This window comes from Rathayibacter sp. Leaf248, from assembly GCF_920939495.1.
In the GTDB taxonomy this organism is placed as follows: Bacteria; Actinomycetota; Actinomycetes; order Actinomycetales; family Microbacteriaceae; genus Rathayibacter; species Rathayibacter caricis.
In genome coordinates, this window is sequence record NZ_CAKLAV010000001.1 from 768,703 (window position 1) to 793,224 (window position 24,522).

A 24,522-nucleotide genomic window follows, 5' to 3' on the forward strand; every position below is an offset into this window, starting at 1 on the left:
CCCGACGACGTCCGTCCGCGGCGTCCCGGCCGCGGGCATCCCGACGCGGGTCCTGCGATCGACCGCGTGCGCGGAGGTGCCGGGAACTCCTCCGGCCCGGGCGCGATGAGCGGGCCCGGTGACTTCCTCCGCCAGGTGCTCGCCTACGAGGGCGATCAGTGGCGGGCGCAGGACGTGCGCGAGCGGCTCGGTCACGGCCTCGACGCGACCGGGGCGTCCGTCGGCGCCGTCCGCGGCGGCGTCCGCGACGCGCTGAACAAGTTCCGCGGCCTGACGCACGACGACGTCACCGCGCTCTCCTCGGAGCTCTGGGACCCGCCCGTCTTCGAGCACCGCCTCGCGGCCGTCGTCCTGCTCCAGACGCGCGTCGCGCTCCTGCGCGCGTCGGACCTCACCCGGCTCGAGGGCTTCGTCCGCGACGGGCGCGTGCCCGAGCTCGTCGATCCTCTCGCGGCCGACGTCGTGCGCCCGCTGCGCGCCGCCCTCGACGACCGAGCACGACGGCGGATGGACGCGGTGCTCGACCGGTGGGCCGACGAGGGCGGGATGCTCGCCCGAGCTGTGGCGCGCGTCAGGAGCTGACGGCGGTCCCGTCGGTCACGGCGACGCGCCGGTCGAACACGAACGACGGATCCACGCGGTGCGCGATCAGGACGACCGTGCGGCCCCGCGCCGCGGCGAGCAGATCGGCGAGCAGCGCATCCGCGACCGGAGCGTCGACCGAGGCGGTCGGCTCGTCCAGCACCAGCACGGGGAAGTCGGCCAGCAGCGCCCGCGCGAGGGCGAGGCGCTGCGCCTGCCCGCCGGACACGAGGGAGCCGCGCTCCCCCACCCGTGCGTCGATCCCTCCGCGGGACGCGGTCCACCCACCGAGCCCGACACGGTCCAGCACCGACAGGAGCTCCTCCTCGTCGGCGGCGGGCCGCGCGAAGAGCAGGTTCTGCCGGATCGTGTCGTCGAACAGGTAGGGCTGCTGCTCGACGAGGCCGACCAGCCGGCGCACCCGGGCCTGCGGGAGCGTCCGCGCCTCGACTCCGCCGACGAGGTACGAGCCGGAGTAGTCGAGGAAGCGCACGAGGGCGTGCGCGAGCGTGGTCTTGCCGGATCCGCTCGCGCCGGTCACGAGGATCCGCTCGCCCGCTCGCAGCTCGAGCGACACGTGCGCGAGCGCCGGGGCCGGGGAGCCGGGCCAGGACACCGAGAGGTCCTGCAGCACGAGATCCGATCCGTGCGGGTCGGGGGCGAGCGGATCGACGTCAGCGTCGGCCGCGAGGGCGGGTGACGACGCCTCGCGGTCGAGGTCCGCGAGGCGCTGAGCGCTCGAGCGCGCGGTGCGCGCCGACTGCACGGCGAGCGGGGCGGCGGCGGCCACCTCGAAGACGGCGAGCGGCACCAGGGCGAGGACGCCCAGCGCCGGCCCGCCGAGGGCGTCCATCGAGGGGATGCCGAGGGCCAGCGACGCCCACACCGCGCCTCCCGAGCAGAGCGCGAGCACCGCGGCGGCGAGGCCCGCCGACGCGGCCCGGCGGCGGGCGGCACGGGTGAGCGCCTCCTCCGCCTCCGCCACGTCGGCCACGGCCCGGTCGGCCGCATCGAACGCGATCAGCACGTCGAGACGGGTGACGAGGAGGTTGAGGCGCTCGGCCAGCTCTCCGCGCAGCGGCGCGAGCTCGCGGTCGGCGCGCGCCGACACGAGACCGGAGCCGACCGCTCCCGCCCCGAACGCCAGCAGGAGGAGCGCGAGGAGCACGACCCCGGCGGCCGGGAGCAGGAGCCAGACGCCCACCACTGCGAGAGTCGACACGACGAGCGCCACGACGAGCGGCTGCACGATCCGCAGCGGCACGTCCTGCTGCGCATCGACGTCCGCGACGACCCGCGAGACGAGGTCTCCGCGGCGCACGCGGCCGAGTCCGTCGGGAGCGACCGGGACGAGCCGCTCGTAGACGCCCGCCCGCAGCTCCGCGAGCGCGCGGAACGCCGCGTCGTGGCCGCTGAGCCGCTCGAGGTAGCGGAAGAACGCGCGCGCGAGCGCGAAGGCGCGCACCCCGACGACCGCCATCGACAGGAAGAGGATGGGCGGCTGCTCCGCCGCGCGGACGATCAGCCAGGCCGAGCACGCCAGCAGGGCGACGACCGAGGCCGAGGAGAGCAGTCCGAACGAGAGTCCGGGGAGGAAGCGGCGGGCCGGCGGCATCGCGGCGCGGAGGACGTCGGCGCGCCTCACCGGAGCACCGCCTCGGCACTCGAGAGCGCGAGCACGGCGTCGGCGGCGGCGATCGTGGCGGGGCGGTGCGTGGCGACGATCAGGGTCGCGCCCTCGTCGGCCAGCGCACGGAGCCCCGCGAGGAGCCGCCGCTCCGTCGCGTCGTCCAGCGCCGCTGTCGGCTCGTCGAGCAGGAGCAGCGCGCCATCGCGCTCGAGCAGCCGGTGGATCGCGCGGGCGACGGCGACGCGCGCGCTCTGACCCCCCGAGAGCCCGGTGCCCTCCGCGTCGACGCGGCGCGTCGGATCGACGTCCACGGCGGCCAGCCGGAGTGCGCGGTCGAGGAGCGCGGGATCGACCGATCGCGCGCCCAGAGTGACGTTCGAGGCGACCGTGCCCGGCAGCAGATCGGCGCGCTGCCCCGCCCAGGCGATCCGGTCGCGGACGGCGGCGGGCGCGACCGGCTCCCCGCCGAGCAGCACGGTCCCCTCGGCGGCCACGAACCCGGCGAGGACCGCGAGGAGGGTCGACTTGCCCGAGCCGCTCGCTCCGGTGACCGCGGTGATCGTGCCGACGGCGAAGGTCGCGTCGACCCGCGCGAGCACGCGGCCCGAGCCGTCGTCGACCGAGACGCCGCGCACCTCGAGGTCGCCGCGCGTCGCCGTGCCTCCGGCCACCGCGGGCAGCAGTGCCGCCCGCTCGATCACCGCGAACGCCTCGTCCGCCGCCTGCACGCCGTCCGCCGCCGCGTGGAACTCGGCGCCGACCTGGCGGACCGGCAGGAACACGTCCGGCGCCAGCACGAGCACGAAGAGCCCGACCGCCAGCGCCAGCGAGCCGTCGACCAGCCGCAGGCCGATCGAGACCGCGACGAGGGCGACCGAGAGAGACCCGGCCAGCTCGAGCACGAATCCGCTCACGAAGGTCACCCGCAGCACCTTCATCGTGTGCACGCGGTAGTCCTCCGTCAGCGTGCGGATCCGCGCCGACTGGCGCTCGGCCCGGCCGAAGATCTTGAGCGTCGCGAGTCCGCCGACCGTGTCGACGAACCCCGACGCGAGCGCCTGGAGCCGATCCCACTGGCGCTTCTGCACCGCCTGCGTCGCCCAGCCGATCAGGATCATGAAGACCGGGATGAGCGGCAGCGTCACGATCAGGAACAGCGCGCTGAGCGGATCCGCGAGCAGCACCACCCCGACGAGGATCGGAGTCGTGACCGCCGTCGCGATCAGCTGCGGCAGGTAGCGGGCGAAGTAGCCGTCCAGCGCGTCGAGCCCGCCGCCCAGCAGCGCGACGACACCGCCGGAGCCGCCGGCCGGCCGCCCCGACGGACCGAGCGCCACGAGGGCCTCGAGCACCGCCGCGCGCAGCTGCGCCTTGGCCCCCACTCCGCCGCGCACCGCGTTCACCTCGGTCGCCCACGCCAGGGCCGCCCGCGCGGCGATCACGGCGAGCAGCGCGCCGAGCAGCGGAGCGAGCTCCCGGGCCGAGCGCCCGTCGACCGCTCCCGACACGAGCTGCGCGACCAGCCACGCGAACGCGATCGTGCCCAGCGTGCGGGCGAGCGCGAGGGCGCCGCCGAGCACGAGGAACAGGCGTGCGGCGCGGGCGTAGCGGAGCAGCCGCGGATCGAGGGGCTTCACGGACGAGGGGCGGTCACGTCAGTGCGCGTCCACCGGGATCTGCGTCCGGGTGATGCGCTTGCGGAAGATCCAGTAGGTCCAGGCCTGGTAGCCGACGATGAGCGGCACGAACACCAGGGCGGTCCAACTCATGACCGTCAGCGTATACGGGGTGCTCGAGGCGTTCTCGATCGTGAGGCTGTTCGCGATGTCGTTGGACGCGGGCATGACCGCCGGGAACAGCGTGGTGAACAGCGCGAGCACCGCGAGGGCGATCGTGCCGGCGAGCAGCGCGAACGCGCGTCCCTCCCTTCCCCGGATGTTCGCGAGCCACGCCAGGATCAGCGCGCCGGCAGCGGCGAGGGAGAGCAGCCACGAGGGGCCGTTGCCCGACTGCAGGTTCGTCCAGGCGAGGAACACCGCCGCGACCACGATGGTCACGAGCCCCGCCTTCGTCGCCAGCCGTCGCGCCCGCTCGCGGATCTCTCCGTCCGTCTTGAGCGAGACGAAGACCACTCCGTGGGTGAAGAACAGCAGGAGGGTCGTCAGTCCGCCCAGGAGCGCGTACGGGTTGAGCAGGTCGAAGACCGTGCCGATGTAGTTGTGGTCGGCGTCCAGCGGCACGCCCTGCACGATGTTCGCGAAGGCGACTCCCCAGAGGAACGCGGGCAGCGCCGAGCCGACCACGATCATCCGGTCGAACCGCGACTTCCACTGCGCCTCCGGACGCTGGTGGCGGTACTCGAACGAGACGCCGCGCGCGATCAGCGCGAGCAGGATCAGCAGCAACGGCAGGTAGAACCCGCTGAAGAGCGTCGCGTACCACTCCGGGAACGCCGCGAACATGGCCGCGCCCGCGACGATGACCCAGGTCTCGTTGAGGTCCCAGACCGGGCCGATCGTGTTGATCAGCACGCGGCGGTCGGTGTCGTCGCGACCGAGGAACGGGAGCGACATGCCGACGCCGAAGTCGAAGCCGTCGAGGACGAAGTAGCCGATGAAGAACGCGGCGACGATCCAGAACCAGAGTGTGGGGAGATCCACGGGTGCCTCCTAGTAGACGGTGCCGACGAGCTGCGGGCGACCGCTCTCCTCGTCGACCTCGGGAGCGTCGTCGGGTCCGGCCTGGGCCGCGCGCTTGATGAGCCGGAACTCCACGACGGCGAGAGCGCCGTAGATGGCGGTGAAGGAGAGGAGCGAGATCAGCACCTCGACTCCGCTGACGCCGGGAGAGACGCCGTCGGCCGTCTTCAGCAGGCCGAAGACCAGCCACGGCTGGCGGCCCATCTCGGTGAAGACCCAGCCGACGATCATCGCGAAGAGGGGCAGCGGAGCGGCCCAGATCGCGATCCTCCACATCCACTGCTTCGGCTCGCGGCCCTTGCGGGTGAACCAGAGGCCGGCGGCGGCGACGCCGATGGCGAGGACGCCGAGCGCCATCATCCAGCGGAACGACCAGTAGGTGACCCAGATGATCGGCGTGTAGTCGCCGGGGCCGTAGACCTGCTCGTACTGCGCCTGCAGGTCGTTGATGCCCTCGACGGTGCCGGTGAAGGTGTGGGTCGAGAGGAAGGAGAGCAGGTAGGGGATGCGGATCGAGAACAGCTCGCTGGAGCCGTCGGGCGTGCCCCAGGTGAAGACCGAGAACGAGGCGTCGACGCCGGTCGAGGTGCGGTAGAGCGCCTCGGCCGCGGCCATCTTCATCGGCTGCGTGTCGACCATGGCGAGGCCGAGCTGGTCTCCGGTGAGGAGGGTGAGTCCGCCGCTGACGAGCATCATCCAGGCGCCGAACTTCAGCGCCGGGCGCATGGTCTCGAGGTGCTGGCTGCGCGAGAGGTGGTAGGCGGCGACGCTGATGATGACCGCGGCCGAGACCATGAAGCAGGCGAAGATCGTGTGCGGGAACGCGGCGAGCGCGACCTTGTTCGTGAGCAGCGCCCAGATGTCCGTCAGCTCGGCGCGGCCCTTCGCCTCGTTGATCCGGAAGCCGACCGGATTCTGCATGAACGCGTTCGCGGCGATGATGAAGTAGGCCGAGAGCGTCGTGCCGAGCGAGGTGAGCCAGATGGTCGCGAGGTGGAGCTTCTCGGGCAGCTTGTCCCAGCCGAAGATCCAGAGGCCGATGAACGTCGCCTCGAGGAAGAACGCGAGCAGCCCCTCGAAGGCCAGCGGAGCGCCGAACACGTCGCCGACGAAACGGGAGTAGTCGCTCCAGTTCATGCCGAACTGGAACTCCTGGACGATGCCGGTGACCACGCCCATGGCGAAGTTGATCAGGAAGAGCTTCCCGAAGAACTTGGTGAGCTGCAGGTAGTGGATCTTCGAGGTGCGCACCCAGGCGGTCTGGAAGATCGCGACGGTGAGCGCCATGCCGATCGTCAGCGGCACGAAGAGGAAGTGGTAGATCGTCGTCAGGCCGAACTGCCACCTCGACAGCAGGAGCGGATCCAGGAGTTCGTTCACGGCCCCGAGCCTAGGTCGGCGACGAGGGCCGGACGGCCTCGGATCCCAGTACTGGAGCGGATGTGCGGCCCCTGGGCCCCCTCCGACGACACCCTTCCGCGGGCCGTCGGCGAGCCCGTCTCGACGCCCGCGTGCAGGAGGTCTGTCGACGTCGAGAGGGAGTGTCTCGACGTCGAGGGACACCACCGCCGGGCGACGGGCGAACGGCCCTCCCCGCCGTCGGAGCCGCTGCCGCACTCCTCTCGACGGCGAGCGACTCCGCTGGATCGTCGAACCTGAGGAGCCCGCTCATTCAATCTCGGTGGATTCCCAGGTTGCACGAACCGCACGGGAGCGGTGAACATCCGTTCGCCGCACCTGACGCCGGCACCGGCGCCTGCGCACCGCTCGCCCTGCGACGCCCCGTACGCTTTAGCCATGCCGAGCAAGGGGAGCTACGCCAAGGGTGTCGCCAAGCGCGAGGAGATCCTGCAGACCGCACTCGAGGTGTTCTCGCGCCAGGGGTACCGGAAGGCCTCGCTGCGAGAGATCTCGGAGGCGGTGGGCCTCACGCAGGCGGGTCTCCTGCACTACTTCGACTCGAAGGAGGAGCTCTTCGCCGAGGTCCTCCGCAAGCGCGACGAGCTCGACAGCGCCGCCTACGACCTGGGGCGCACCGGCGATGCCGCGATCGAGCAGCTGGTGCGGCTCATCCGGCACAACAGCGACGTGCCCGGCCTCGTCCACCTCTACGCCACGCTCTCGGCCGAGGGGACGGACCAGTCCCACCCCGCGCACCCGTTCTTCCTCGAGCGCTACCGCACGGTCACCGAGACGCTCGCGTCACGGGTGCGCGAGGACCAGAACGAGGGCCTCATCGCCGAGGACGTCGACCCCGAGACCGCCGCGCGCATGATCATCGCCCTGTCCGACGGACTGCAGGTGCAGTGGCTCCTGGACGACTCGGTCGACATGGGCTCGATCGTCGAGACCTTCTGGGCGCTGCTCAAGCGCGTGCGCTGAGGCCCGGGTCCGGATGAACGACGCGCTGAGTGCGATCCTCGACTTCGTCGTCGCGGTGCCGCCCGTGTGGCGCACGCTCCTGGCGGGCCTCGCCATCTTCCTCGAGACGACGATCCTCGCGGGGCTGATCGTGCCCGGCGACACGGTCGTCATCGTCAGCGCGACCGGCGTCACCACTCCCCTGCAGTTCCTGGCGCTCGCCCTCACGGTGATCCTCGGGGCGCTCGGAGGCGAGTCGGTCGGCTTCGCGCTCGGCCGCTTCTTCGGGCCGCGGATCCGCGCCTCGCGCCTGGGGCGGCGCCTCGGCGAGAAGAACTGGCTGCGCGCCGAACGCTACCTCGCGCGGCGCGGCGGGATCGCGGTGTTCCTCTCGCGCTTCCTCCCGGTGCTGCACTCGCTCATCCCCCTCACGGTGGGGATGAGCGGCATGACCTACCGCACCTTCATGGCCTGGACGGCACCCGCGTGCGTCATCTGGTCCTTCGCCTACGTCGGGGTCGGCACGGCCGTCGCCGGCGGGTACCGCGAGCTCGCGGACACGCTGCACTGGGCCGGCTACCTCTTCGTCGGCGTGATCGTGCTCTTCGTCCTGCTCGTCGTCTGCGGCAAGAAGCTGCTCTCACGAGCAGAGGCGCGCCACCTCGACGAGTGACGCGCCTCTGCGCGGTGCGATCGGCCGGAGCCGATCAGGGCATCGTGCCCCGGGTCAGCCCAGCAGGCCGGCCGAGGTGAGCCACTCGGTCGCGATGGACGCGGCCGACTTCTGCTCGTTGACGCTCTCGGAGTTGAGCGAGACCAGGTCCTCGGCGGTCAGCTTCGCGCTGACCTCGTTCAGGACCTCGGCCGCGTCGTCCTCGACCTTGTCGGAGACGATCGGCACCACGTTGTCGGCCACGAAGAGTCCGTCCGGGTCCTCGAGGGGCAGCAGGTCGTTCGACTCGATGTTCGGGTCGGCGGTGTAGATGTTCGCCAGCTGGATCTGGTTGCTGGTCAGCGCGTCGACGGTGGTCGATCCGCCGCTGTCCTCGATCGCCTGGAAGGTGGTCTCGACGCCGTACTTCTCGAGCAGCGCGTCCGGTCCGTAGGGGCGGGTCTGCAGCTCGGAGTTGCCGCCCAGCACGATCGGGTCGGTCACCGAGGAGAGCGAGGCGATGTCGGTGAGGCCCCACTGGTCGGCGAAGGCCTGGGTCACGGTGTACGAGTTCTGGTCGCTGGCGTCGGCCGCGTCCAGAGCGCGCAGGCCGTCGGGCAGCGCCTCGGTCAGAGCCGAGTACACGTCGTCGGCCGTGGTCGCGGTCGTGTCGGGCTCGAGCGCCTGGAGCAGGCTGCCGCCGTACTCGGGGAAGACGTCGATCGATCCGCTCTCGATCTCGGGGAGGTAGATCTCGCGCTGGCCGATGCGGAAGTCGCGCTGCACGGTGAAGCCGCCGTCCTCCAGCGCCTGCGCGTAGATCTCGGCGACGATCTCGTTCGAGTAGTAGTCCTGCGAGCCGATGACGATCGTGTCGCCGCCCTCGGCGGCACCCGATCCCTCGTCCAGCGGATCGCTCGAGGAACACCCTGCCAGTGCCACGACGGCACCGACCGCGAGTGCGCCCAGCGCGACACGGCCCTTCGTGAAGTGTGCTGTGAACATTGCTATTTCCTCTCCTCGGTGGGATTCCCCACCACCGCGCGTCGTCGGGGCGACGAGGCGCGGATGCTCGAACGGCCGGCGGCGCTGCCGGCGAGACCCAGGACCACTCCGCGCGGGACGGCCACCCGCTGGAGGACGGCGTAGACGACCTCGCTGATCAGAGTGAGCACGATGACGATGATCGACCCGGCGAGCATCTGCGGGTAGTCCCCCGCCTTCACGCCCTGGAAGATGTAGCGGCCGAGGCCACCGGCGCCGATGAAGTCGGCGAGCGTGGCGGTGGCGATGATCTGCAGTGTCGCCGAGCGGAGGCCGCCCATCAGCAGCGGCAGCCCGAGCGGGATCTCGACCTTCGTCAGGATCTGCCACTCCGTCATGCCGACCGAGCGGGCGGCGTCGACGGTGCGCCGGTCGACCGCCTCGAGGCCGGAGTAGGCGCCGGCGAGGATCGACGGGATCGCCAGGATGACGAGCGCGATCAGCGGCGCGCCGAGCCCGAGTCCGAGGCTCATGGCCGCGAGCACCAGGACGCCCAGCGTCGGCAGGGCGCGCAGTCCGCCCGCGACCGGGACGGCGATGCCCTTGCCCTTGCCGGTGTGGCCGATGAGGTAGCCGATCGGGATCGCGATCACCGCGGCGATCACGAGCACGAGCAGGCTGATGCCCAGGTGCTGCGCCACGCGGGTGGGGATCCCGTAGATCCCGGTCCAGTGCTCCGGGTCGCCGATCCAGGCGAACGCGTCGAGGATGAGGTTCACGCCGACACCGCCGTCCGGTCGGCCGGCGCCCTGCGCGCCGAGCGGGTGCGGTCGGCCGCGGTCCACGGCATCAGCAGGCGGCCGAGGAGGACCAGGAGCGCGTCGAGCGCGAGCGCCAGCGCGATGGTGAGGACGATGCCCGAGACGATCTCTCCCGTGATGCCGCGCTGGAAGCCGTCGGTGAACAGCAGCCCCAGGCTCTGGATGCCGAGCACGGCGCCGACCGTCACGAGGCTGACCGTGCTGACGGTGACCACGCGCAGTCCCGAGAGGAGCACGGGGCCGGCGAGCGGGAACTCGACCTTCCAGAACCGGGCCCAGGCGGAGTAGCCCATCGCCGTCGCCGACTGGATCACGTCCTCCGACACCGCCGAGAGCGCGTCCGCGGTCGTGCGGACCATGAGGGCGATGCCGTAGAGGGTCAAGCCGATGATCACGTTCGCGGTCGAGCGCAGCGGGATGCCCAGCACGGCCGGCAGCAGGATGAACATCGCCAGCGACGGGATCGCGTAGAGCACCCCGAGCGCGGTGAGTAGCGTGCCGCGACTCCAGCGGTACCGGTTGGCGAACCAGCCGAACGGCACCGAGATCACGAACGACAGCAGGATCGGCGGCACCGAGAGGACCAGGTGCGCGATCAGGTTCGCGACGATCGAGTCGACGTTGTTGACGACCCAGTTCACGCGGTGCCGCCGTCCGCGGGCCGGAGCACCCCGGTCGCCCGCCCGTCGCCGTCGACGACGAGTCGCGCGCCGTCGCGCTCCTCGATGTGCAGCGAGCGCTTGCCGCGGTCGGCGCCGATGAACCCGGCGACGAAGTCGCTCGCAGGGGCGGCGAGGATCTCGGCGGGCGAGCCCTTCTGCGCGATCCGGCCGCCCTTCTCGAGGATCACGACCTGATCGCCGAGGAGGAACGCCTCGTCGATGTCGTGGGTGACGAAGACGACGGTCTTGTCGAGCTCGCGCTGCAGGCGGAGGGTCTCGCGCTGCAGATCGGCGCGCACGAGCGGGTCGACGGCGCCGAAGGGCTCGTCCATCAGCAGGATGTTGGGGTCGACGGCGAGGCCGCGGGCGACTCCGACGCGCTGCTGCTGGCCGCCCGAGAGCTGGCTCGGGTAGCGCGCGGCGAGAGAGCGGTCCAGGCCCACCGTGTCCATCAACTCGAGCGCGCGGTCGTGGGCGGTGCGCTTCGCGACCCCGTTCAGCCGCGGAACGGTCGCGATGTTGTCCACGACCCTCCTGTGCGGCAGGAGGCCCGAGTTCTGCATGACGTAGCCGATGCGCCGGCGCAGCGCCACGGCGGGGAGCGTCGAGATGTCCTCGCCGTCGATCTCGATCGTGCCGCCGGTGGGCTCGATCATGCGGTTGATCATCCGGAGGATCGTGGTCTTGCCGCAGCCGGACGAGCCGACGAAGACGGTGGTGCGCCGCGACGGGAGGACGAGCGAGAAGTCGTCGACCGCCCGGGTGCCGTCCGGGTACTGCTTGCTCACTCCGCGGAATTCGATCACGCCTGTGCCTGCCCTCGCTCCGCTGTACCGAGCCCGTCCCGGACCGAGGCCCCCTGGGAACCCGGCAGTCAGCAAAACATCATTCGGAGACGGCCGCCAACCGGATGGCGGAGTGTTGCGATCCGGCCCCGGAGGGACTAAGCGCCGAAGGGACCGGGCCGCGTCAGCCCTCGACGGGCCCGTAGTGCATCGACAGGTAGTTGCGCAGCAGCGCGCGGCTCTCGTCGATGAAGCGCTGGTCGCCGTTCGGGTCGATCAGGAACGCCCGGGTGAGCAGGGCGTCGGCCACCTCGACCGTGACCTCGAGGCGGAACGAGAGCTGGGCGCCGCCCGGCAGTCCGTACTCGGAGGCGAGGATCTCGGCGAAGCGGCGCGCGAAGAACCCGGCCTCGAACGCCTCGCCCGCGACCTCGGGGGCGTGGATGGTGTCGACGAACCGGATCGAGCGGAAGCCCGCCTCGGTGCGGTGCATGTCGCAGAAGGCGTCGACCGCGCAGTCGACGGCGCCCCACCAGTTGTCGGGGTGGGTGTCGCGGATCTCGGTGATGACCTTCTTGCGGAAGCGCTCGAGCGCGCGCTCGCGCAGGGCCTGCAGCACCGCGATGCGGTCGGGGAAGTAGCGGTAGACGGTGCCGATCGCGGCACCGGCGCGCTCGGCGACCATGGCGGTCGTCAGCCGGTCGAAGCCGACCTCGTCGACGACCGCGGCGGCGGCATCGAGGAGCGAGGCGAGGCGCGCGGCGCTGCGGACCTGGACGGGCTCGTTCCGGACCTGGGGGGATTCGCCGAAGGGTCGATCCACGAGATTTCCTAGAGGCACGGCGGGCTCCTTCGCTGACGGTTCCTACAATCGTACGCACGCGGACACGCCGTCCGCGTCACTTCGCCGAATGTCCCTCGTGTTTGTCGCCCCCCGAAGGGCGACGCCGCGCTCGGACGGACCGCCCTCATCAGGAGGACCCATGTGCGGACGCTTCGTCCTCTCGCAGACCACGGCCGACCTCGTCGCGCTCTTCGACATCGACGATGTCGGCGAGGACCTGCCCGGCCCGTCGTGGAACATCGCGCCGACGCAGCGGATCCCGGTGGTCGCCGAGTCGATGAAGGGCGTCGAGGAGGGCAGCCCGCCGAGGCGGCGCCTGGCCGGGGCCCGCTGGGGCCTCGTGCCCCGTTCCGCGGCCGACCCGTCGGCCGGTGCGCCGCTCTTCAACGCGCGGATCGAGTCGGTCGCCGAGAAGCCGGCCTTCCGCGAGTCCTACGCCGCCCGCCGGGCGATCGTGCCCGCCTCCGGCTGGTACGAGTGGCGCGTCGGCGCCGACGGCGCGAAGACCCCGGTCTTCGTCTCTCCCGGTGGCGACTCCCTGGTGCTCTTCGCGGGCGTGTACGAGTGGTGGCGCGCGGCGGCACCCGGCTCGCCGTGGCTGCTGTCGGCCACGATCCTCACCCGCCCGTCGGCGGGTGCCCTCACCGACGTGCACGAGCGGATGCCGGTGCTGCTGCAGCCGGAGCTCATCGAGGACTGGCTCGACCCGCTGGCGGAGCCCGACGGCTCGCTGCTGCGCGCGGCCGCCGACGGCGCGGCGGAGCTGGCCGAGGAGCTCGGGATCGCGGAGGTCGGCCCGGCGGTCGGCACCGTGTCGAACAACGGCCCCGAGCTCATCCGGCCCCTCTGACCGGCGCCGCCGGGAGCACTCGGCGGCGGGAGGCACCGTCTGCCAGACTGGGCGGATGCCGCTGACGCCTGCAAGCAAGCCCATGAGCGCGGGAGCGGCCGAGGTCATGCACCGCGCCGCACGCCTCGAGGACGCGATCCACCGCTTCCGGATGCGCCGCGTGAAGCGCCGCGGCTACGTCGCCCGCGTGATCCCCTACACCGGCTACGGCTCGACCGGGCAGCTCCGCGTGCTCGCCCGTGTCCTCTACACGCGGCCGACCCCTCCCGGATCCGAGGAGGTGCGGCCGGTCGAGGGCGTGCGCGGCTGGCGGAGCTTCACGAGCGTCTTCGTGAGCGGAGCCGTCGTGTCCGTCGAGGTCGACGGGCAGCGGCACGACATCGTGGCCGACCGCGGCGGCGTGGTCGACTCCGACATCCCGATCACGCTCGAGCCCGGCTGGCACACGATCACCTTCACCACGGCCGACGCGAAGCCGGTCGAGGCCCCCGTGTTCATCGTGCGGCCGGAGGCGCGCATCGGCGTCGTCTCGGACATCGACGACACGGTCATGGTCACCGCGCTCCCCCGCCCCTTCATCGCCGCGTGGAACACCTTCGTGCTGAACGAGCACGCGCGGATGCCCACGCCGGGCATGGCGGTCTTCCTCGACCGCTTCTCGCGGCAGAACGACGGCTCGCCCGTCATCTACCTCTCCACGGGAGCCTGGAACGTCGCTCCGGCGCTCACTCGCTTCCTCTCGCGCCACCTCTACCCCGCCGGCGCGCTGCTGCTGACCGACTGGGGTCCGACGCACGACCGCTGGTTCCGCAGCGGCAAGCAGCACAAGGAGCAGAACCTCCGCCGCCTGGCCGCCGAGTTCCCGGACGTGCAGTGGCTGCTGGTCGGCGACGACGGCCAGCACGACGAGGAGATCTACTCGGACTTCGCTAGCGAGCACCCCGACAAGGTCGCGGCGATCGCGATCCGGCAGCTGTCGACGGGTGAGGCCGTGCTGGCCGGTGGCCGCTCGAAGGCGGCCGACCGCTCCGAGACCAGCGGCACCCACTGGGTCTACGCGCCGGACGGCGCCGGCATCGCCGAGCAGCTGACGGAGCTCGGACTGCTCTGACCGCTCGGTCGCGCTCCCCCGGGAACGCCGACGCCGTCCGACTCCCGTGGGAGCGGACGGCGTCGGAGCGGACGGAGCGGACTACGCCTGGTGCGCGGCCTGAAGGTCGAGGGTGATGGTGACCTTCTCGCCGATGAGGACGCCGCCGGTCTCGAGCGCGGCGTTGTAGGTGAGGCCGAAGTCGGTGCGGTCGATGGTGGTCTTCGCGGTCAGACCGGCCTTGTAGTTGCCGTAGGGGTCGGTGCCGAAGCCGCCGAACTCGACCTCGAAGGTGACGGGCTTGGTGACGCCCTTGATGGTGAGGTTCCCGTCGACGAGGAAGTCGTCGCCGTTCGCGCGCACACCGGTCGAGGCGAAGTGGATCTCGGGGTAGGTCTCGGCCTCGAAGAAGTCGCCGGTGCGGAGGTGTCCGTCGCGGTTGGGCTCGTTGGTGTTGATGGAGGCGACCTCGGCGGTGGCCTCGACGGTCGAGTCGAGCGCGTTCTCACCGGTGGTGAACGTCGCGGTGAAGCGCTCGAACTTGCCCTTGACCTTGCTGATCATGAGGTGGCGGACGCTGAAGGCGACCTCGCTGTGCGTGGGGTCGATGACCCAGGAGCCGGCCTTGTAACCGGGGATGGAAAGCGTGTCGGTCATGATTACTCCTCGAGGATGTGGTCGATGCGGAGAGCTGCTCCCCGTCCGATACATGCAAGCGTATCGAGGATCCGGCTATTCCATGTAGCTACAACTAATTTTCCGACGGCCCGGGCGTGGCGGATGCGGGCTCGCGCGCCGGGTTCCGGATCCCCAGCAGCGAGACCAGTCCGCCGAGGATCAGCAGGACCGCCGTCGCCAACGCCGCGCGCGAGAAGCCGCCGTCGTCGAGCGTGTCGCCGACCACCAGGGTGGTCGCTGCGATCGCGACCAGCCCCGCGATCCGCGACACCGCGTTGTTCACGGCGGAGCCGACTCCGCTGTGCTCGCTCGCCACTGCGCCCAGGATCGTCGACGTCAGCGGAGCGACCGTGACCGCGAGCCCGAGACCGAACAGCAGGATCCCCGGCAGCAGCTGGGTGAGGTAGTCCGCCGGCTCGCGGACCCCGACCATCAGGAGGAACCCGCCGCCGGCGACGAGCGGCCCGAGCCCCATGAACAGCCGAGGTCCGAAGCGGGCCGACAACGATCCGGACACCTGCGAGAAGAGCAGCAGCAGGATCGTCGGCGGCAGGGTGGCGAGTCCGGCGAGCGTGGCCGAGAAGCCGAGGCTCTGCTGGAGGAACAGCCCGAGGGCGAAGAATCCGAACGAGAGCGCGCCGTAGACGAACGCGGTCGCGACGTTGCCGACGGTGAAGTTGCGCGAGGCGAACAGCGAGAGGGGCAGCATCGGATGCGGTGCCCGCCGCTCCCAGACGACGAACGCCACGAGCGCCGCGAGCCCGACGACGAGCGCTCCCAGCACGAGCGGATCCGTGGCGCCGAGCCGCTCCTGCTCGATCAGCGCGAAGACCGGACCGCCGAGCCCGACGATCCCGAGGACCGCGCCCACCCCGTCGATCGGCACCCTGCTGCCGGTGTCGACGTGCCCGAGGCGGCGCAGGAGCACGATCGTCACGAGGATCGGGAGCACGTTGAGCGCGAAGACGTAGCGCCAGGAGCCCGCGTCCACGAGCAGTCCGCCGAGCACCGGGCCCGCGATCGTGGCGGTCCCGGTCCACGCGGTCCACGCGCCGATCGTCGTCGCCTGCGCGGCACCGCGCACCGTGGCGATGATCAGGGCCAGCGAGCTCGGCACGAGGATCGCGCCGGCCGCGCCCTGCAGCATCCGCGCGACGATCAGCACCTCCGCGGTCGGGGCGACGGCGCAGAGCAGCGACGTGACTCCGAAGCCGACCAGGCCGATCATCATGCTGCGGGCCCGGCCGATGCGGTCCGCGAGCGACCCCGCGACCAGGATCAGCGCGCCGAGGGTGATCAGGTAGCCGTCGACCACCCACTGCTGGACGGCCAGCCCGCCGCCGAGCTCGTCGGTGATCGCGGGCAGGGCGACGTTGACCACGGTGCCGTCGAGGAAGGCGACGAAGGAGGCGAGGATCGCGACGACGAGGACGGCCCGGCGGCGGCGCTCCTCCTCGGGCGAGGCGGGTGCGGCGGCGGTCACGTGCGGGTCCGGCTCATCCGCTCACGCTACTCCCGGGCGCTCCGGCGAGCGCTCCTCAGGCTCGTCGCCTACTCTCGTAGCCATGTCTGCGCAAGGAACCGCCCGCGGCGGCGTGCTCGCCCGCGTCCTCGGGATCGTCGGGGCGAGCGTCGCCGGTGGTCTGCTGATCACGGTCGGCGTCACCCCCGCTCTCGCCGTCACCGGTCTCGCCTCGAACAATCCGATCGGCCTGTTCGAGACGGTGCCCGAGTACCTCGAGCTGGGCCAGCTCGCCCAGAAGACCGAGATCTACGCGAAGAACGCCGACGGCACCGACGGCCTCCTCGCCTCCTTCTACGCGCAGAACCGCGAGGAGGTGGCCTTCGACCAGGTCGCCCAGTCCGTCAAGGACGCCGCCCTCGCGACCGAGGACCCGCGGTTCTACGAGCACGGCGGAGTGGACCTGCAGGGCACCATCCGCGCCGTCGTGAGCAACGTGATCGGCGGCGACCTGCAGGGCGGCTCGTCGATCACGCAGCAGTACGTCAAGAACGTGCTCATCCAGCAGGCCGAGGCGCTGAGCGACCCGGCGGCCTCGCAGGCGGCGTACGACGAGGCCACCGCCACCACTCCGGCGCGCAAGCTCAAGGAGATGAAGCTCGCCGTCGACCTCGAGAAGAAGTACAGCAAGGACGACATCCTGCTGGGCTACCTCAACATCGCCGGCTTCGGCGGTCAGGTGTACGGCATCCAGGCCGCGGCCGAGTACTACTTCTCGACCACCGCCTCCGCTCTCACGCTCGCGCAGTCCGCGAGCCTCATCGCCACGGTCAACAACCCCAACGGGCTCCGCATCGACGTGCCCGAGAACATCCCCGCGAACAAGGAGCGCCGCGACTACGTGCTGGGCCGCATGCTCGAGGAGGGGAAGATCTCGCAGGCCGACCACGACGCCGCGGTCGCGGAGGAGGTCGTGCCCGCGATCAAGGAGACGCCCACCGGCTGCCAGACCGCCGGGAACGCCGCCTTCTTCTGCGACTACGTCTCGCGGGTCATCCAGAACGATCCGGCGTTCGGCGCCGACGAGGCGACGCGCCTGGCGAACTTCCAGCGCGGCGGCTACAAGATCTACACGACCCTCGACCGCGATCTGCAGGACGTCGCCACCGCCGCGACGAACGAGTGGGTGCCGAAGACCCCGATCGACGAGGTGAACATCGGCAGCTCGACGGTCTCGATGGAGGTCGGCACGGGTCGGATCCTCGCGATGGTGCAGAACAAGGACTACGACGCGGCCGGTTCGGTGAACGGCGAGAACTTCTCGGCCATCAACTTCAACACCGATACGGCGTACGGCGGCTCGAACGGGTTCCAGGTCGGATCGACCTACAAGGTCTTCACGCTCGCGCAGTGGATCGCGAACGGTCACACCATCTACGAGACGGTGAACGGCCGCGAGCGGACCTTCGAGGAGTTCCCCGCGTCGTGCGCTCCCGACGGCGAGTGGTACGGCGAGTTCCCGGTGAGCAACGACGACGACGAGACCGGCGTCTTCAGCGTGCTGCAGGGCACGATGCGCTCCATCAACACCGTCTACGTGGCGATGGCCCAGCAGCTGGACCTGTGCGCGATCCGCGACCAGGCGGCCGCCTTCGGCGTGAAGACGGCGTCCGGTGCGCAGCTGCAGTACCTCCCGTCGGCCATCCTCGGCTCGGCCGACCAGATCGCCCCGCTCTCGATGGCGACCGCCTTCGCCGGCTTCGCCAACAACGGCGCCGCCTGCACCGCGATCGCGATCGACACCATCACCGATGCGGCGGGCGCGCCCGTGCAGGCGCCCGTGTCGACCTGCACGCAGGCCCTCTCCCCCGAGCTCACCGCGGTAGCGAACGACGCGCTGCAGGACGTGGTGACCGGCGGCACCGCCGCCGCGTCCGATCCCGACGACGGCATCGAGCACATCGGCAAGACCGGCACGACCGACGACGCGATCCACACCTGGATGGACGGCGCGTCGACGAGGGTCGCCACGGTGGTCTGGGTCGGCAACATCACCGGCGACGCCTCCATGCGCCAGGTGCGCGTGCGCAGCACCGAGACCGGGAACCGCGCCTACGCCTCCAACCTCCGCCACTACATCTGGAACGCGGTGATGACCCGGGCCGACGAGAAGTACGGCGGCGACGACTTCGCCGACCCCAGCTCGGCCCTGCTGAACGGCCGCCAGGTGACCATCCCGAACGTGACCGGCCGATCGGTCGACTCCGCGACGGACGTCCTCGAGGACCTCGGGTTCGACGTGGAGGAGGGCGCCACCGTCGACTCGGCCGCTCCCGCCGGCACGGTCGCCGGAACGGACCCCGCCTCGGGCACCGCCATCGCGCGCTACTCGAGCATCACGCTCCTGATCAGCAACGGCTCCCAGGTGCCCGCCCCGGCGCCCGAGACGCAGGAGCCGACGCCGACCGCCACCGCGACGGCTCCGGCCGCGACCGGGACGCCGGTGCCGGAGCCCACCGCCACGGCCACCGCGGTCCCGACGGCGACCGCGACCCCGGACGTCGACGGATGAGCACCGGATTCGACCCGGCGTTCCTCGGTGCGCCGCTCGTCGCGCCGGCTCCCTCGGCCGACCGCCCGGTCCGCGTGCTGGCGTACACGCACTTCGAGGTCCTGCTGGATCCGGTGCGGCGCCTCGCGCTCTCGACCGCGGTGAACATCGACGGGGCGGCGCTGCTCGACCTCGGGCGCGGCGACGACTGGCACCTCGACGACCGGGTGCCGGAGTCGGAGCAGACCGGTCCCGAGGTCTACGCCCGCAACGACCTCGACCGCGGGCACCTCGTCCGTCGCCGCGATCCGGTGTGGGGCGCGCCTGCCGAGGCCCGCGCGGCCAACTACGACAGCTTCTGCTACACGAACGCGGCCCCGCAGGCGAGCGGTTTCAACCAGTCGAAGGAGCTGTGGCTGGGGCTCGAGGACTTCGTGCTCGAGTACGCGCAGACCTCGCGGTCGCGACTGAGCGTCTTCACCGGCCCCGTGCTGGCCGACGGCGATCCGGTCTACCGCGGTGTCGGCATCCCGCGTCGGTTCTGGAAGATCGCGGCCTGGAGTCCGGACGGCGAGGGCCTCGCGACGAGCGCGTACCTCCTCGATCAGTCGGAGCTCGTCGAGACCGTCCGCGAGAGCGCGGTCCCCGGCCCCGGGGCGTTCAGGACGTTCCAGGTGCCGGTCGCCGAGATCGGCGCCCTCACCGCGCTGGACGTCTCCTCGCTCGCTGCGGCGGACGTCCTCGGCAGCGCGCGCGTGCGGCCAGAGGAGCTCCGCCGCGAGCTCTCCTCCCCCGAGGACGTCCGCGAAGGACTCGACGGGCGCTGACCGGGCGCGCGGGCCAGGATGGGGGAATGACCTCCCCCGTCCTCGTCGAGATCGACGACTCCGGCACCGCCGTCCTGCGCGATCCCTCGAGCGGACTCGTCGCGGTCGACGAGCCCGGCTACCTGCGCGGCGACGGCGTCTTCGAGACCCTCGCCGTCATTCGGGGCCGCCCGCACGGTCTCGACGAGCACCTGAGCCGACTGGAGGCGTCCGCGGCGGCCGTGGACCTCGCCCTGCCGCCCCGGGCGGCCTGGACAGCGGCGGTGGCGCTCGCGGTCGCCGAGCACGACGCCGTCGACGATCTGTCGGTGCGCCTGGTCGCGAGCCACCGCGCCTCCGCCGCCCGCTGCACAGTGCGCGCCGAGCCCACCGCCGACGCGAGCGCCCTCCGGCGCGACGGGGTCGCCGTCGTCGTGCTCGACCGCGGCTACCCGAGCGGCGCGCAGGAGTCGGCTCCGTGGCTCCTCGGCGGCGTCAAGTCGACCTCGGGCGCGGTGACCCGGGCCGCCCTGCGCGAGGCGCACCGCCGCGGAGCCGACGACGTCGTCTGGCGCACGAGCGACGGGCTGCTCCTGGAGGGAGCGACGTCGAGTCTGGTGCTGCTCACCGGAGGTGCGCTGCTGACGCCCTCTGCGGGCTCCGGCATCCTCGACGGCACGACGGTCGCCCGGATCCTGGCGATCGGTGCCGGTCGAGAACTCGAGACCGCGCGACGGGAGCTGCCCGCCGCTGCCCTCGGCGCTGCCGACTCCGCGTGGCTCGTCTCGAGCACCCGCCGCGCCGTGCCGATCCGCTCGGTCGACGGAGTCGGGCTGCGCCTGGACCGCGAGCTCACGGACGCGTTCGAGCAGGGCCTGCTCGCCGACTGAGCTCAGGCCGCCGCCGCGAGCACGAGCGCGGTCCGGGGGCCGACTCCGACCGCCTCCGCGTCCCGCAGGTCCTCGAGGGTGTCGACGTCGAGTCGCAGGGTCGACCCGACGGGGACGTCGAGGACGCGGCAGCCCGCCGCCCGGTGACGGGCGAGGGATCCGGGTCCGAAGGCCGGGTCGACGCGCTCCGTCGTCCCGACCAGGAGCGCCGTGGTGCCGGTTCCCGCGCGGTCCGCGACGACGGCGGGCAGCGGTGCGGCCGCCGCGAGCACCTCGTCGAGCGCCGCGGGATCGAGCGCCGGCAGGTCGCCGGTCAGGGCGACGACGGACGCGGAGGGATCCAGGAGGAGGGCTGCCTCGATCCCGGCCGTCACCGCCGGGTTCAGCGCGCCGGGATCGGGCACGACGACGAGCCCGGGGGTCTCGTGCCGGGCGAGCGAGGCGGCGGCCTCGTCCGAGGTCACGAGCACGATCGTCCCGACGCGCTCCGCGGCGGTGACTGCCGCGAGCGTGTCGAGCAGGAACGCCTCCGCGAGCGCCGCCCTCCCCTCGAGCTCGAGGCGGGTCTTGGACGTGCCGCGGCCCTTGAAGACCACGACGGCACTCCAGCGGCCGGTCACTCCGGAGCCGCCCCGAGCTCCGCGCGAGCCGCCGCCCGGCCCTCGGCGTACGCCTCGTCGGCTCCGAGGCGGAACATGTCCTCCGGCCCGGTCCGGGTGAGACTCCGCGCGCCCGGCGCCTCCAGCCCGGTCACGTAGCGCCCGAGCCCCCGCACGACCGCCACCGGGCGCCCGCTCGACTTGCCCTTCACGAGGTCGCCGAGCGCGGCGATCTCGTCCGCGACGGCGGGCATCGTGACACCGAGGGTGCGGCCGAGCGCGTCGACGGCGCCGCGCAGATCGTCGATCACGTGCAGTCCCGCCGCGCCGATCGCGGCGTCGGTCTGCCCGACCCGCCACGCGCGGCCGAGGGTGTCGCTGACGACGACCCCCACCTCGACTCCGAGGCGCTCGCGGAGGCCCCCGCACAGAGCCCGCGCCGAGGCGTCGGGATCGACGGGGAGCAGCAGCACGGTGCCCTCGGCGACGTTGCTGGCGTCGACGCCGGCGGCGGCCTGCACGATGCCCAGCCGGTTCTCGACGATGCGGGTGATCCCGTGCGCGTGAGCGCGGGTGGCGACGACGCGCACGGTCTCGGCGGTGATCGCCTCCTCGCGGTCCTCGGCGGCGACGACGCGACCCTCGGCCTTCGAGACGATCTTGCTCGTGACGACGAGCACGTCTCCGCCCCGCGGGCGGTCCTCCTCGGCGGCGCCGGCGACGGCCGCGAGGATCAGCTCGAGCAGGTCGTCACCGGGCGAGACCTCGGGGATCCCGTCGAGGGCCCAGGCCTGGACGCGTGTCGCACTCATCGCTCCATTCTCCCCCGCCCCGAGCGCTCGCCCGACGCGGCGCTCAGGCCGAGAGGTACGCCGCGACCGCAGGAGGCACGTACGGGGAGACGTCGCCGCCGAGCGAGGACACCTGCCGGACGAGGGAGGAGGAGACGTGCGCGTGCGCCGGGTCGGGCAGGAGGAAGACGGTCTCGACGTGCGCGAGGTTGCGGTTCACGATCGCCATCGGCGTCTCGTAGGCGACGTCGACCTGCGAGCGGATTCCCTTCACCAGGATGCTCGCGCCGACGTCGACGCAGTAGTCGACCAGCAGCCCCATGCTCCACGACGCGACGACGATCGAGCCCTCGATCCCCGCCTCCCTGATCGACTGCTCGATCAGGGCGACGCGCTGGGCGATGGGCAGCAGCGCGGTCTTCGACGGGTTGTGGACGACGACCACGTGCAGCTCGTCGACCAGCCGGGCGGCGCGCTCGATGACGTCGAGGTGGCCGAGGGTGACGGGGTCGAACGAGCCGGGGACGACGGCGATGCGGGCCATGCCGACAGCGTACCGGCCGACTCCGGCGCCCTCCCGGGAGCGGATGCCACCCGTCCGGGGTCAGCTCTTCGCGAGGAACTCGCGGTCGCGGTCCTGCACGCGGCGCTCGAGCGCGGCGCGGAGCCGGTCGTGCGCCGAGAGCGAGGGGTCCTCCTCGAGCAGCCGCTCGGCGAGGGCACGGGCCTCGACGATCAGGTGCGCGTCCTGCACGACGCGCAGCAGGCGGAGGGAGGAGCGGCCGCCGGACTGCGAGTCGCCCAGCACGTCGCCCTCCCGCCGCAGCTCGAGGTCGACCTCGGCGAGCTCGAAGCCGTCGAGCGTCGCGGCGACGGCCTCGACCCGCTCGCGGGCCGTAGTGCCCGCCTCCGCCGCCGTGACGAAGAGGCACACCCCCGGTACGCCGCCGCGCCCGATGCGCCCCCGCAGCTGGTGCAGCTGCGAGACGCCGAAGCGCTCGGCGTCCAGCACGATCATCATCGACGCGTTGGGCACGTCGACCCCCACCTCGATCACGGTCGTCGAGACGAGGACGTCGATCTCGCCCGCGGCGAAGGAGCGCATGACCGCGTCCTTCTCCTCCGCGCTCATCCGTCCGTGCAGGGCGGCCGAGCGGCGGTGCTTGAGGAGGGCGTGCGACCGCACGCCCTCGAGCGTCTGCGCGACCGTCGACAGCGGGGTGGCCGCCTCCTCCGGAGCCGTCGCCGCGGCGCCCTCCGCGACCTCGCCGGGCTCGATGGCCGGGCAGACGAGGTACACCTGGTGGCCCTGCCGGATCTCCTCCTCGGCGCGCTCCCACGCCCGGGCGATGAGGCCCGGCTTGTCGGTGAGCGGCACGACGTGGCTCGTGATGCCCGGGCGCCCCGCCGGCAGCTCGCGGATCGTGGACGTGTCGAGATCGCCGAACACCGTCATCGCGACCGTGCGCGGGATGGGCGTGGCCGTGAGCACGAGCACGTGCGGCGGCTGCGCCCCCTTGCGCCGCAGAGCGTCGCGCTGGTCCACTCCGAAGCGGTGCTGCTCGTCGATCACGACCAGCGCCAGATCGTAGAACGAGACCTTGTCGCCCAGCAGCGCGTGGGTGCCGACGACGATCTTCGCCGTGCCCGAGACGATCCGCAGGAGCGCCGCGCGCCGCTCCGCCGCTCCGAGACCGCCCGTCAGGAGGGTCGGCACGAGCGCGGTGGACAGCTCGGGCCCGAGCGTCCGCACGATCGAGCGCAGGTGCTGCCCGGCGAGCACCTCGGTCGGCGCGAGCAGCGCGGCCTGCCCGCCGCTCTCGGCGGCCGCGAGCATCGCCCGCAGCGCCACGAGGGTCTTCCCCGAGCCCACCTCGCCCTGCACGAGTCGCGACATCGGGCTCTCGCCCGCGAGGTCGGCGGCGATCTCGGCGCCGACCGAGCGCTGGTCGCCCGTGAGCGAGAACGGCAGCGCCGCGTCGAAGCGCTCGAGCCAGCCTTCCGGCCCGGGCACGCGAGGGGTGGCGGGGGTCGCCCTCGCGGCGGCCCGGCGCTCGAGGAGCGCGAGCTGCAGGAGGAACGCCTCGTGGAACCGCAGCGTCTCGCGCGCCCGCCTCTCCTCGCCCTCGCGCGCGGGACGGTGGATCAGCTCGAGCACCTCGCCGAGCGGCATCAGCGAGCGACTCGCGCGCACCGACTCCGGCATCGGATCGGGCACGTCGCGCAGACCGTCGAGGATCACGCCGATCGCGGCCTGCAGCTGCCAGCTCGAGATCGCGCTCGTCGCCGGGTAGATCGGGATCGGGCGCTCGGCCCAGTCCTTCGCCAGCGCCGACCCCTTGTCGGCCTCAGCGGTCGCGGCCTCCTCGTCCTCGAAGAGCCGGTAGTCGGGATGCGTGAGCTGCACCGTCTCGCGGAACATCGAGACCGTCCCCGCGAAGATCCCCCGCACGCCGCGGCGGAGCTTCGCCGCCCGCCACGGCTGCCCGAAGAACGTCAGCGACAGCGTGCCCGTGCCGTCCGAGATGACGACCTCCAGGAGCGAGCCGCGGCGGTTGCGCATCGGCCGCTCCCGCACCTCGCGCACCTCCGCCACGATCGTGACGCTCTCGCCGACCGGGAGCCGCGAGAGCTCCGTGAGCTCGCCGCGCTGCGCGTAGCGGCGCGGGTAGTGGCCGAGCAGCTCGCCGACGGTGCGGTACCCGAACGCCTTCTCGACCGCGGTGGCCGTGCGCGGGCCGATCACCGGCGCGAGGGAGGCGTCGAGGGGGTCCGGGATCACCCG

The 24,522-nt window shown here is 72.2% G+C and carries 23 protein-coding genes; 8 read left to right on the forward strand and 15 right to left on the reverse strand.

The annotated features are described in order from the left end of the window. Positions 1-105: 105 nt before the first annotated feature. A complete protein-coding gene (locus LRG51_RS03890; protein WP_230671270.1) occupies positions 106-582 on the forward strand; it encodes a DNA alkylation repair protein in 477 nt (158 codons plus the stop codon). Here LRG51_RS03890 and cydC read toward each other — a convergent pair. From cydC to LRG51_RS03910, 4 genes are read right to left on the reverse strand one after another with little or no spacing between them, the layout of a single operon-like run. Beyond that, positions 572-2,227: a thiol reductant ABC exporter subunit CydC gene (gene cydC, locus LRG51_RS03895; protein WP_268788520.1), complete on the reverse strand. Its 1,656-nt coding sequence runs from the start codon at positions 2,225-2,227 to the stop codon at positions 572-574. The genes LRG51_RS03890 and cydC overlap by 11 nt on opposite strands. After that, positions 2,224-3,849: a thiol reductant ABC exporter subunit CydD gene (gene cydD / locus LRG51_RS03900; protein WP_230671272.1), complete on the reverse strand. Its 1,626-nt coding sequence runs from the start codon at positions 3,847-3,849 to the stop codon at positions 2,224-2,226. Before cydD ends, cydC begins: the two co-directional genes overlap by 4 nt. Before the next feature lie 18 nt (positions 3,850-3,867). Then, positions 3,868-4,872, reverse strand: coding sequence for a cytochrome d ubiquinol oxidase subunit II (gene cydB / locus LRG51_RS03905; RefSeq protein ID WP_055792944.1), 1,005 nt, complete (start codon positions 4,870-4,872; stop codon positions 3,868-3,870). Between the two features lie 9 nt (positions 4,873-4,881). Then, positions 4,882-6,291, reverse strand: coding sequence for a cytochrome ubiquinol oxidase subunit I (locus LRG51_RS03910; protein ID WP_230671273.1), 1,410 nt, complete (start codon positions 6,289-6,291; stop codon positions 4,882-4,884). A 417-nt stretch (positions 6,292-6,708) separates the two neighbouring features. On the opposite strand from LRG51_RS03910, the gene LRG51_RS03915 reads away from it, so the two are divergent. Both LRG51_RS03915 and LRG51_RS03920 read left to right on the forward strand, forming a co-directional pair. Beyond that, positions 6,709-7,293, forward strand: coding sequence for a TetR/AcrR family transcriptional regulator (locus LRG51_RS03915; RefSeq protein WP_055792949.1), 585 nt, complete (start codon positions 6,709-6,711; stop codon positions 7,291-7,293). Between the two features lie 13 nt (positions 7,294-7,306). Further along, positions 7,307-7,945 (forward strand): DedA family protein, encoded by a 639-nt coding sequence (locus LRG51_RS03920; RefSeq protein ID WP_230671275.1) that lies wholly within the window; start codon positions 7,307-7,309, stop codon positions 7,943-7,945. Between the two features lie 54 nt (positions 7,946-7,999). On the opposite strand, the gene LRG51_RS03925 is transcribed toward LRG51_RS03920, so the two are convergent. From LRG51_RS03925 to LRG51_RS03945, 5 genes are all read right to left on the reverse strand, one after another. Next, positions 8,000-8,929 (reverse strand): ABC transporter substrate-binding protein, encoded by a 930-nt coding sequence (locus LRG51_RS03925; RefSeq protein ID WP_230671277.1) that lies wholly within the window; start codon positions 8,927-8,929, stop codon positions 8,000-8,002. 2 nt (positions 8,930-8,931) lie between these two features. Then, entirely contained in the window at positions 8,932-9,687 is a 756-nt protein-coding gene (locus LRG51_RS03930) for an ABC transporter permease (RefSeq protein ID WP_055793228.1), read from the reverse strand. Further along, positions 9,684-10,370 (reverse strand): ABC transporter permease, encoded by a 687-nt coding sequence (locus LRG51_RS03935; protein WP_055792959.1) that lies wholly within the window; start codon positions 10,368-10,370, stop codon positions 9,684-9,686. Before LRG51_RS03935 ends, LRG51_RS03930 begins: the two co-directional genes overlap by 4 nt. Continuing rightward, complete coding sequence (locus LRG51_RS03940; RefSeq protein ID WP_230671279.1) at positions 10,367-11,197, reverse strand: ABC transporter ATP-binding protein; 831 nt, start codon at positions 11,195-11,197, stop codon at positions 10,367-10,369. Before LRG51_RS03940 ends, LRG51_RS03935 begins: the two co-directional genes overlap by 4 nt. 163 nt (positions 11,198-11,360) lie before the next feature. Next, entirely contained in the window at positions 11,361-11,999 is a 639-nt protein-coding gene (locus tag LRG51_RS03945) for a TetR/AcrR family transcriptional regulator (RefSeq protein WP_230671281.1), read from the reverse strand. Between the two features lie 160 nt (positions 12,000-12,159). Here LRG51_RS03945 and LRG51_RS03950 point away from each other — a divergent pair, with 160 nt between their 5' ends. Next, positions 12,160-12,870 (forward strand): SOS response-associated peptidase, encoded by a 711-nt coding sequence (locus tag LRG51_RS03950; protein ID WP_230671283.1) that lies wholly within the window; start codon positions 12,160-12,162, stop codon positions 12,868-12,870. Between the two features lie 55 nt (positions 12,871-12,925). Next, entirely contained in the window at positions 12,926-13,981 is a 1,056-nt protein-coding gene (locus LRG51_RS03955; RefSeq protein WP_055792970.1) for an App1 family protein, read from the forward strand. Between the two features lie 81 nt (positions 13,982-14,062). On the opposite strand, the gene LRG51_RS03960 is transcribed toward LRG51_RS03955, so the two are convergent. Both LRG51_RS03960 and LRG51_RS03965 read right to left on the reverse strand, forming a co-directional pair. Next, positions 14,063-14,617 (reverse strand): YceI family protein, encoded by a 555-nt coding sequence (locus tag LRG51_RS03960; RefSeq protein WP_230671285.1) that lies wholly within the window; start codon positions 14,615-14,617, stop codon positions 14,063-14,065. A gap of 94 nt (positions 14,618-14,711) precedes the next feature. Further along, on the reverse strand, positions 14,712-16,121 hold the full coding sequence (locus tag LRG51_RS03965; protein ID WP_055792979.1) for a DHA2 family efflux MFS transporter permease subunit: 1,410 nt from the start codon (positions 16,119-16,121) through the stop codon (positions 14,712-14,714). An 82-nt stretch (positions 16,122-16,203) separates the two neighbouring features. On the opposite strand from LRG51_RS03965, the gene LRG51_RS03970 reads away from it, so the two are divergent. From LRG51_RS03970 to LRG51_RS03980, 3 genes are read left to right on the forward strand one after another with little or no spacing between them, the layout of a single operon-like run. Next, positions 16,204-18,672, forward strand: coding sequence for a transglycosylase domain-containing protein (locus LRG51_RS03970; RefSeq protein WP_082481495.1), 2,469 nt, complete (start codon positions 16,204-16,206; stop codon positions 18,670-18,672). Beyond that, positions 18,669-19,478: a DNA/RNA non-specific endonuclease gene (locus LRG51_RS03975; RefSeq protein WP_055792985.1), complete on the forward strand. Its 810-nt coding sequence runs from the start codon at positions 18,669-18,671 to the stop codon at positions 19,476-19,478. Before LRG51_RS03970 ends, LRG51_RS03975 begins: the two co-directional genes overlap by 4 nt. Before the next feature lie 26 nt (positions 19,479-19,504). Then, on the forward strand, positions 19,505-20,347 hold the full coding sequence (locus tag LRG51_RS03980) for an aminotransferase class IV (RefSeq protein ID WP_055792987.1): 843 nt from the start codon (positions 19,505-19,507) through the stop codon (positions 20,345-20,347). Positions 20,348-20,349: 2 nt separating this feature from the next. Here LRG51_RS03980 and cofC read toward each other — a convergent pair whose 3' ends face one another. From cofC to LRG51_RS04000, 4 genes are read right to left on the reverse strand one after another with little or no spacing between them, the layout of a single operon-like run. Continuing rightward, positions 20,350-20,967 carry a 2-phospho-L-lactate guanylyltransferase gene (gene cofC, locus LRG51_RS03985; RefSeq protein ID WP_055792990.1) on the reverse strand — a complete coding sequence of 206 codons (618 nt, stop codon included), beginning with the start codon at positions 20,965-20,967 and terminating at the stop codon, positions 20,350-20,352. After that, the gene (locus tag LRG51_RS03990) at positions 20,964-21,758 is read right to left on the reverse strand and encodes a coenzyme F420-0:L-glutamate ligase (protein WP_055792994.1); all 795 of its coding nucleotides are present in this window, start codon (positions 21,756-21,758) and stop codon (positions 20,964-20,966) included. Before LRG51_RS03990 ends, cofC begins: the two co-directional genes overlap by 4 nt. A 43-nt stretch (positions 21,759-21,801) precedes the next feature. Further along, positions 21,802-22,281, reverse strand: a complete 480-nt coding sequence (gene coaD / locus LRG51_RS03995; protein ID WP_055792997.1) for a pantetheine-phosphate adenylyltransferase — start codon at positions 22,279-22,281, stop codon at positions 21,802-21,804. Between the two features lie 60 nt (positions 22,282-22,341). Further along, the gene (locus LRG51_RS04000) at positions 22,342-24,519 is read right to left on the reverse strand and encodes an ATP-dependent DNA helicase RecG (protein WP_442966649.1); all 2,178 of its coding nucleotides are present in this window, start codon (positions 24,517-24,519) and stop codon (positions 22,342-22,344) included. Between the last annotated feature and the right edge of the window lie 3 nt (positions 24,520-24,522).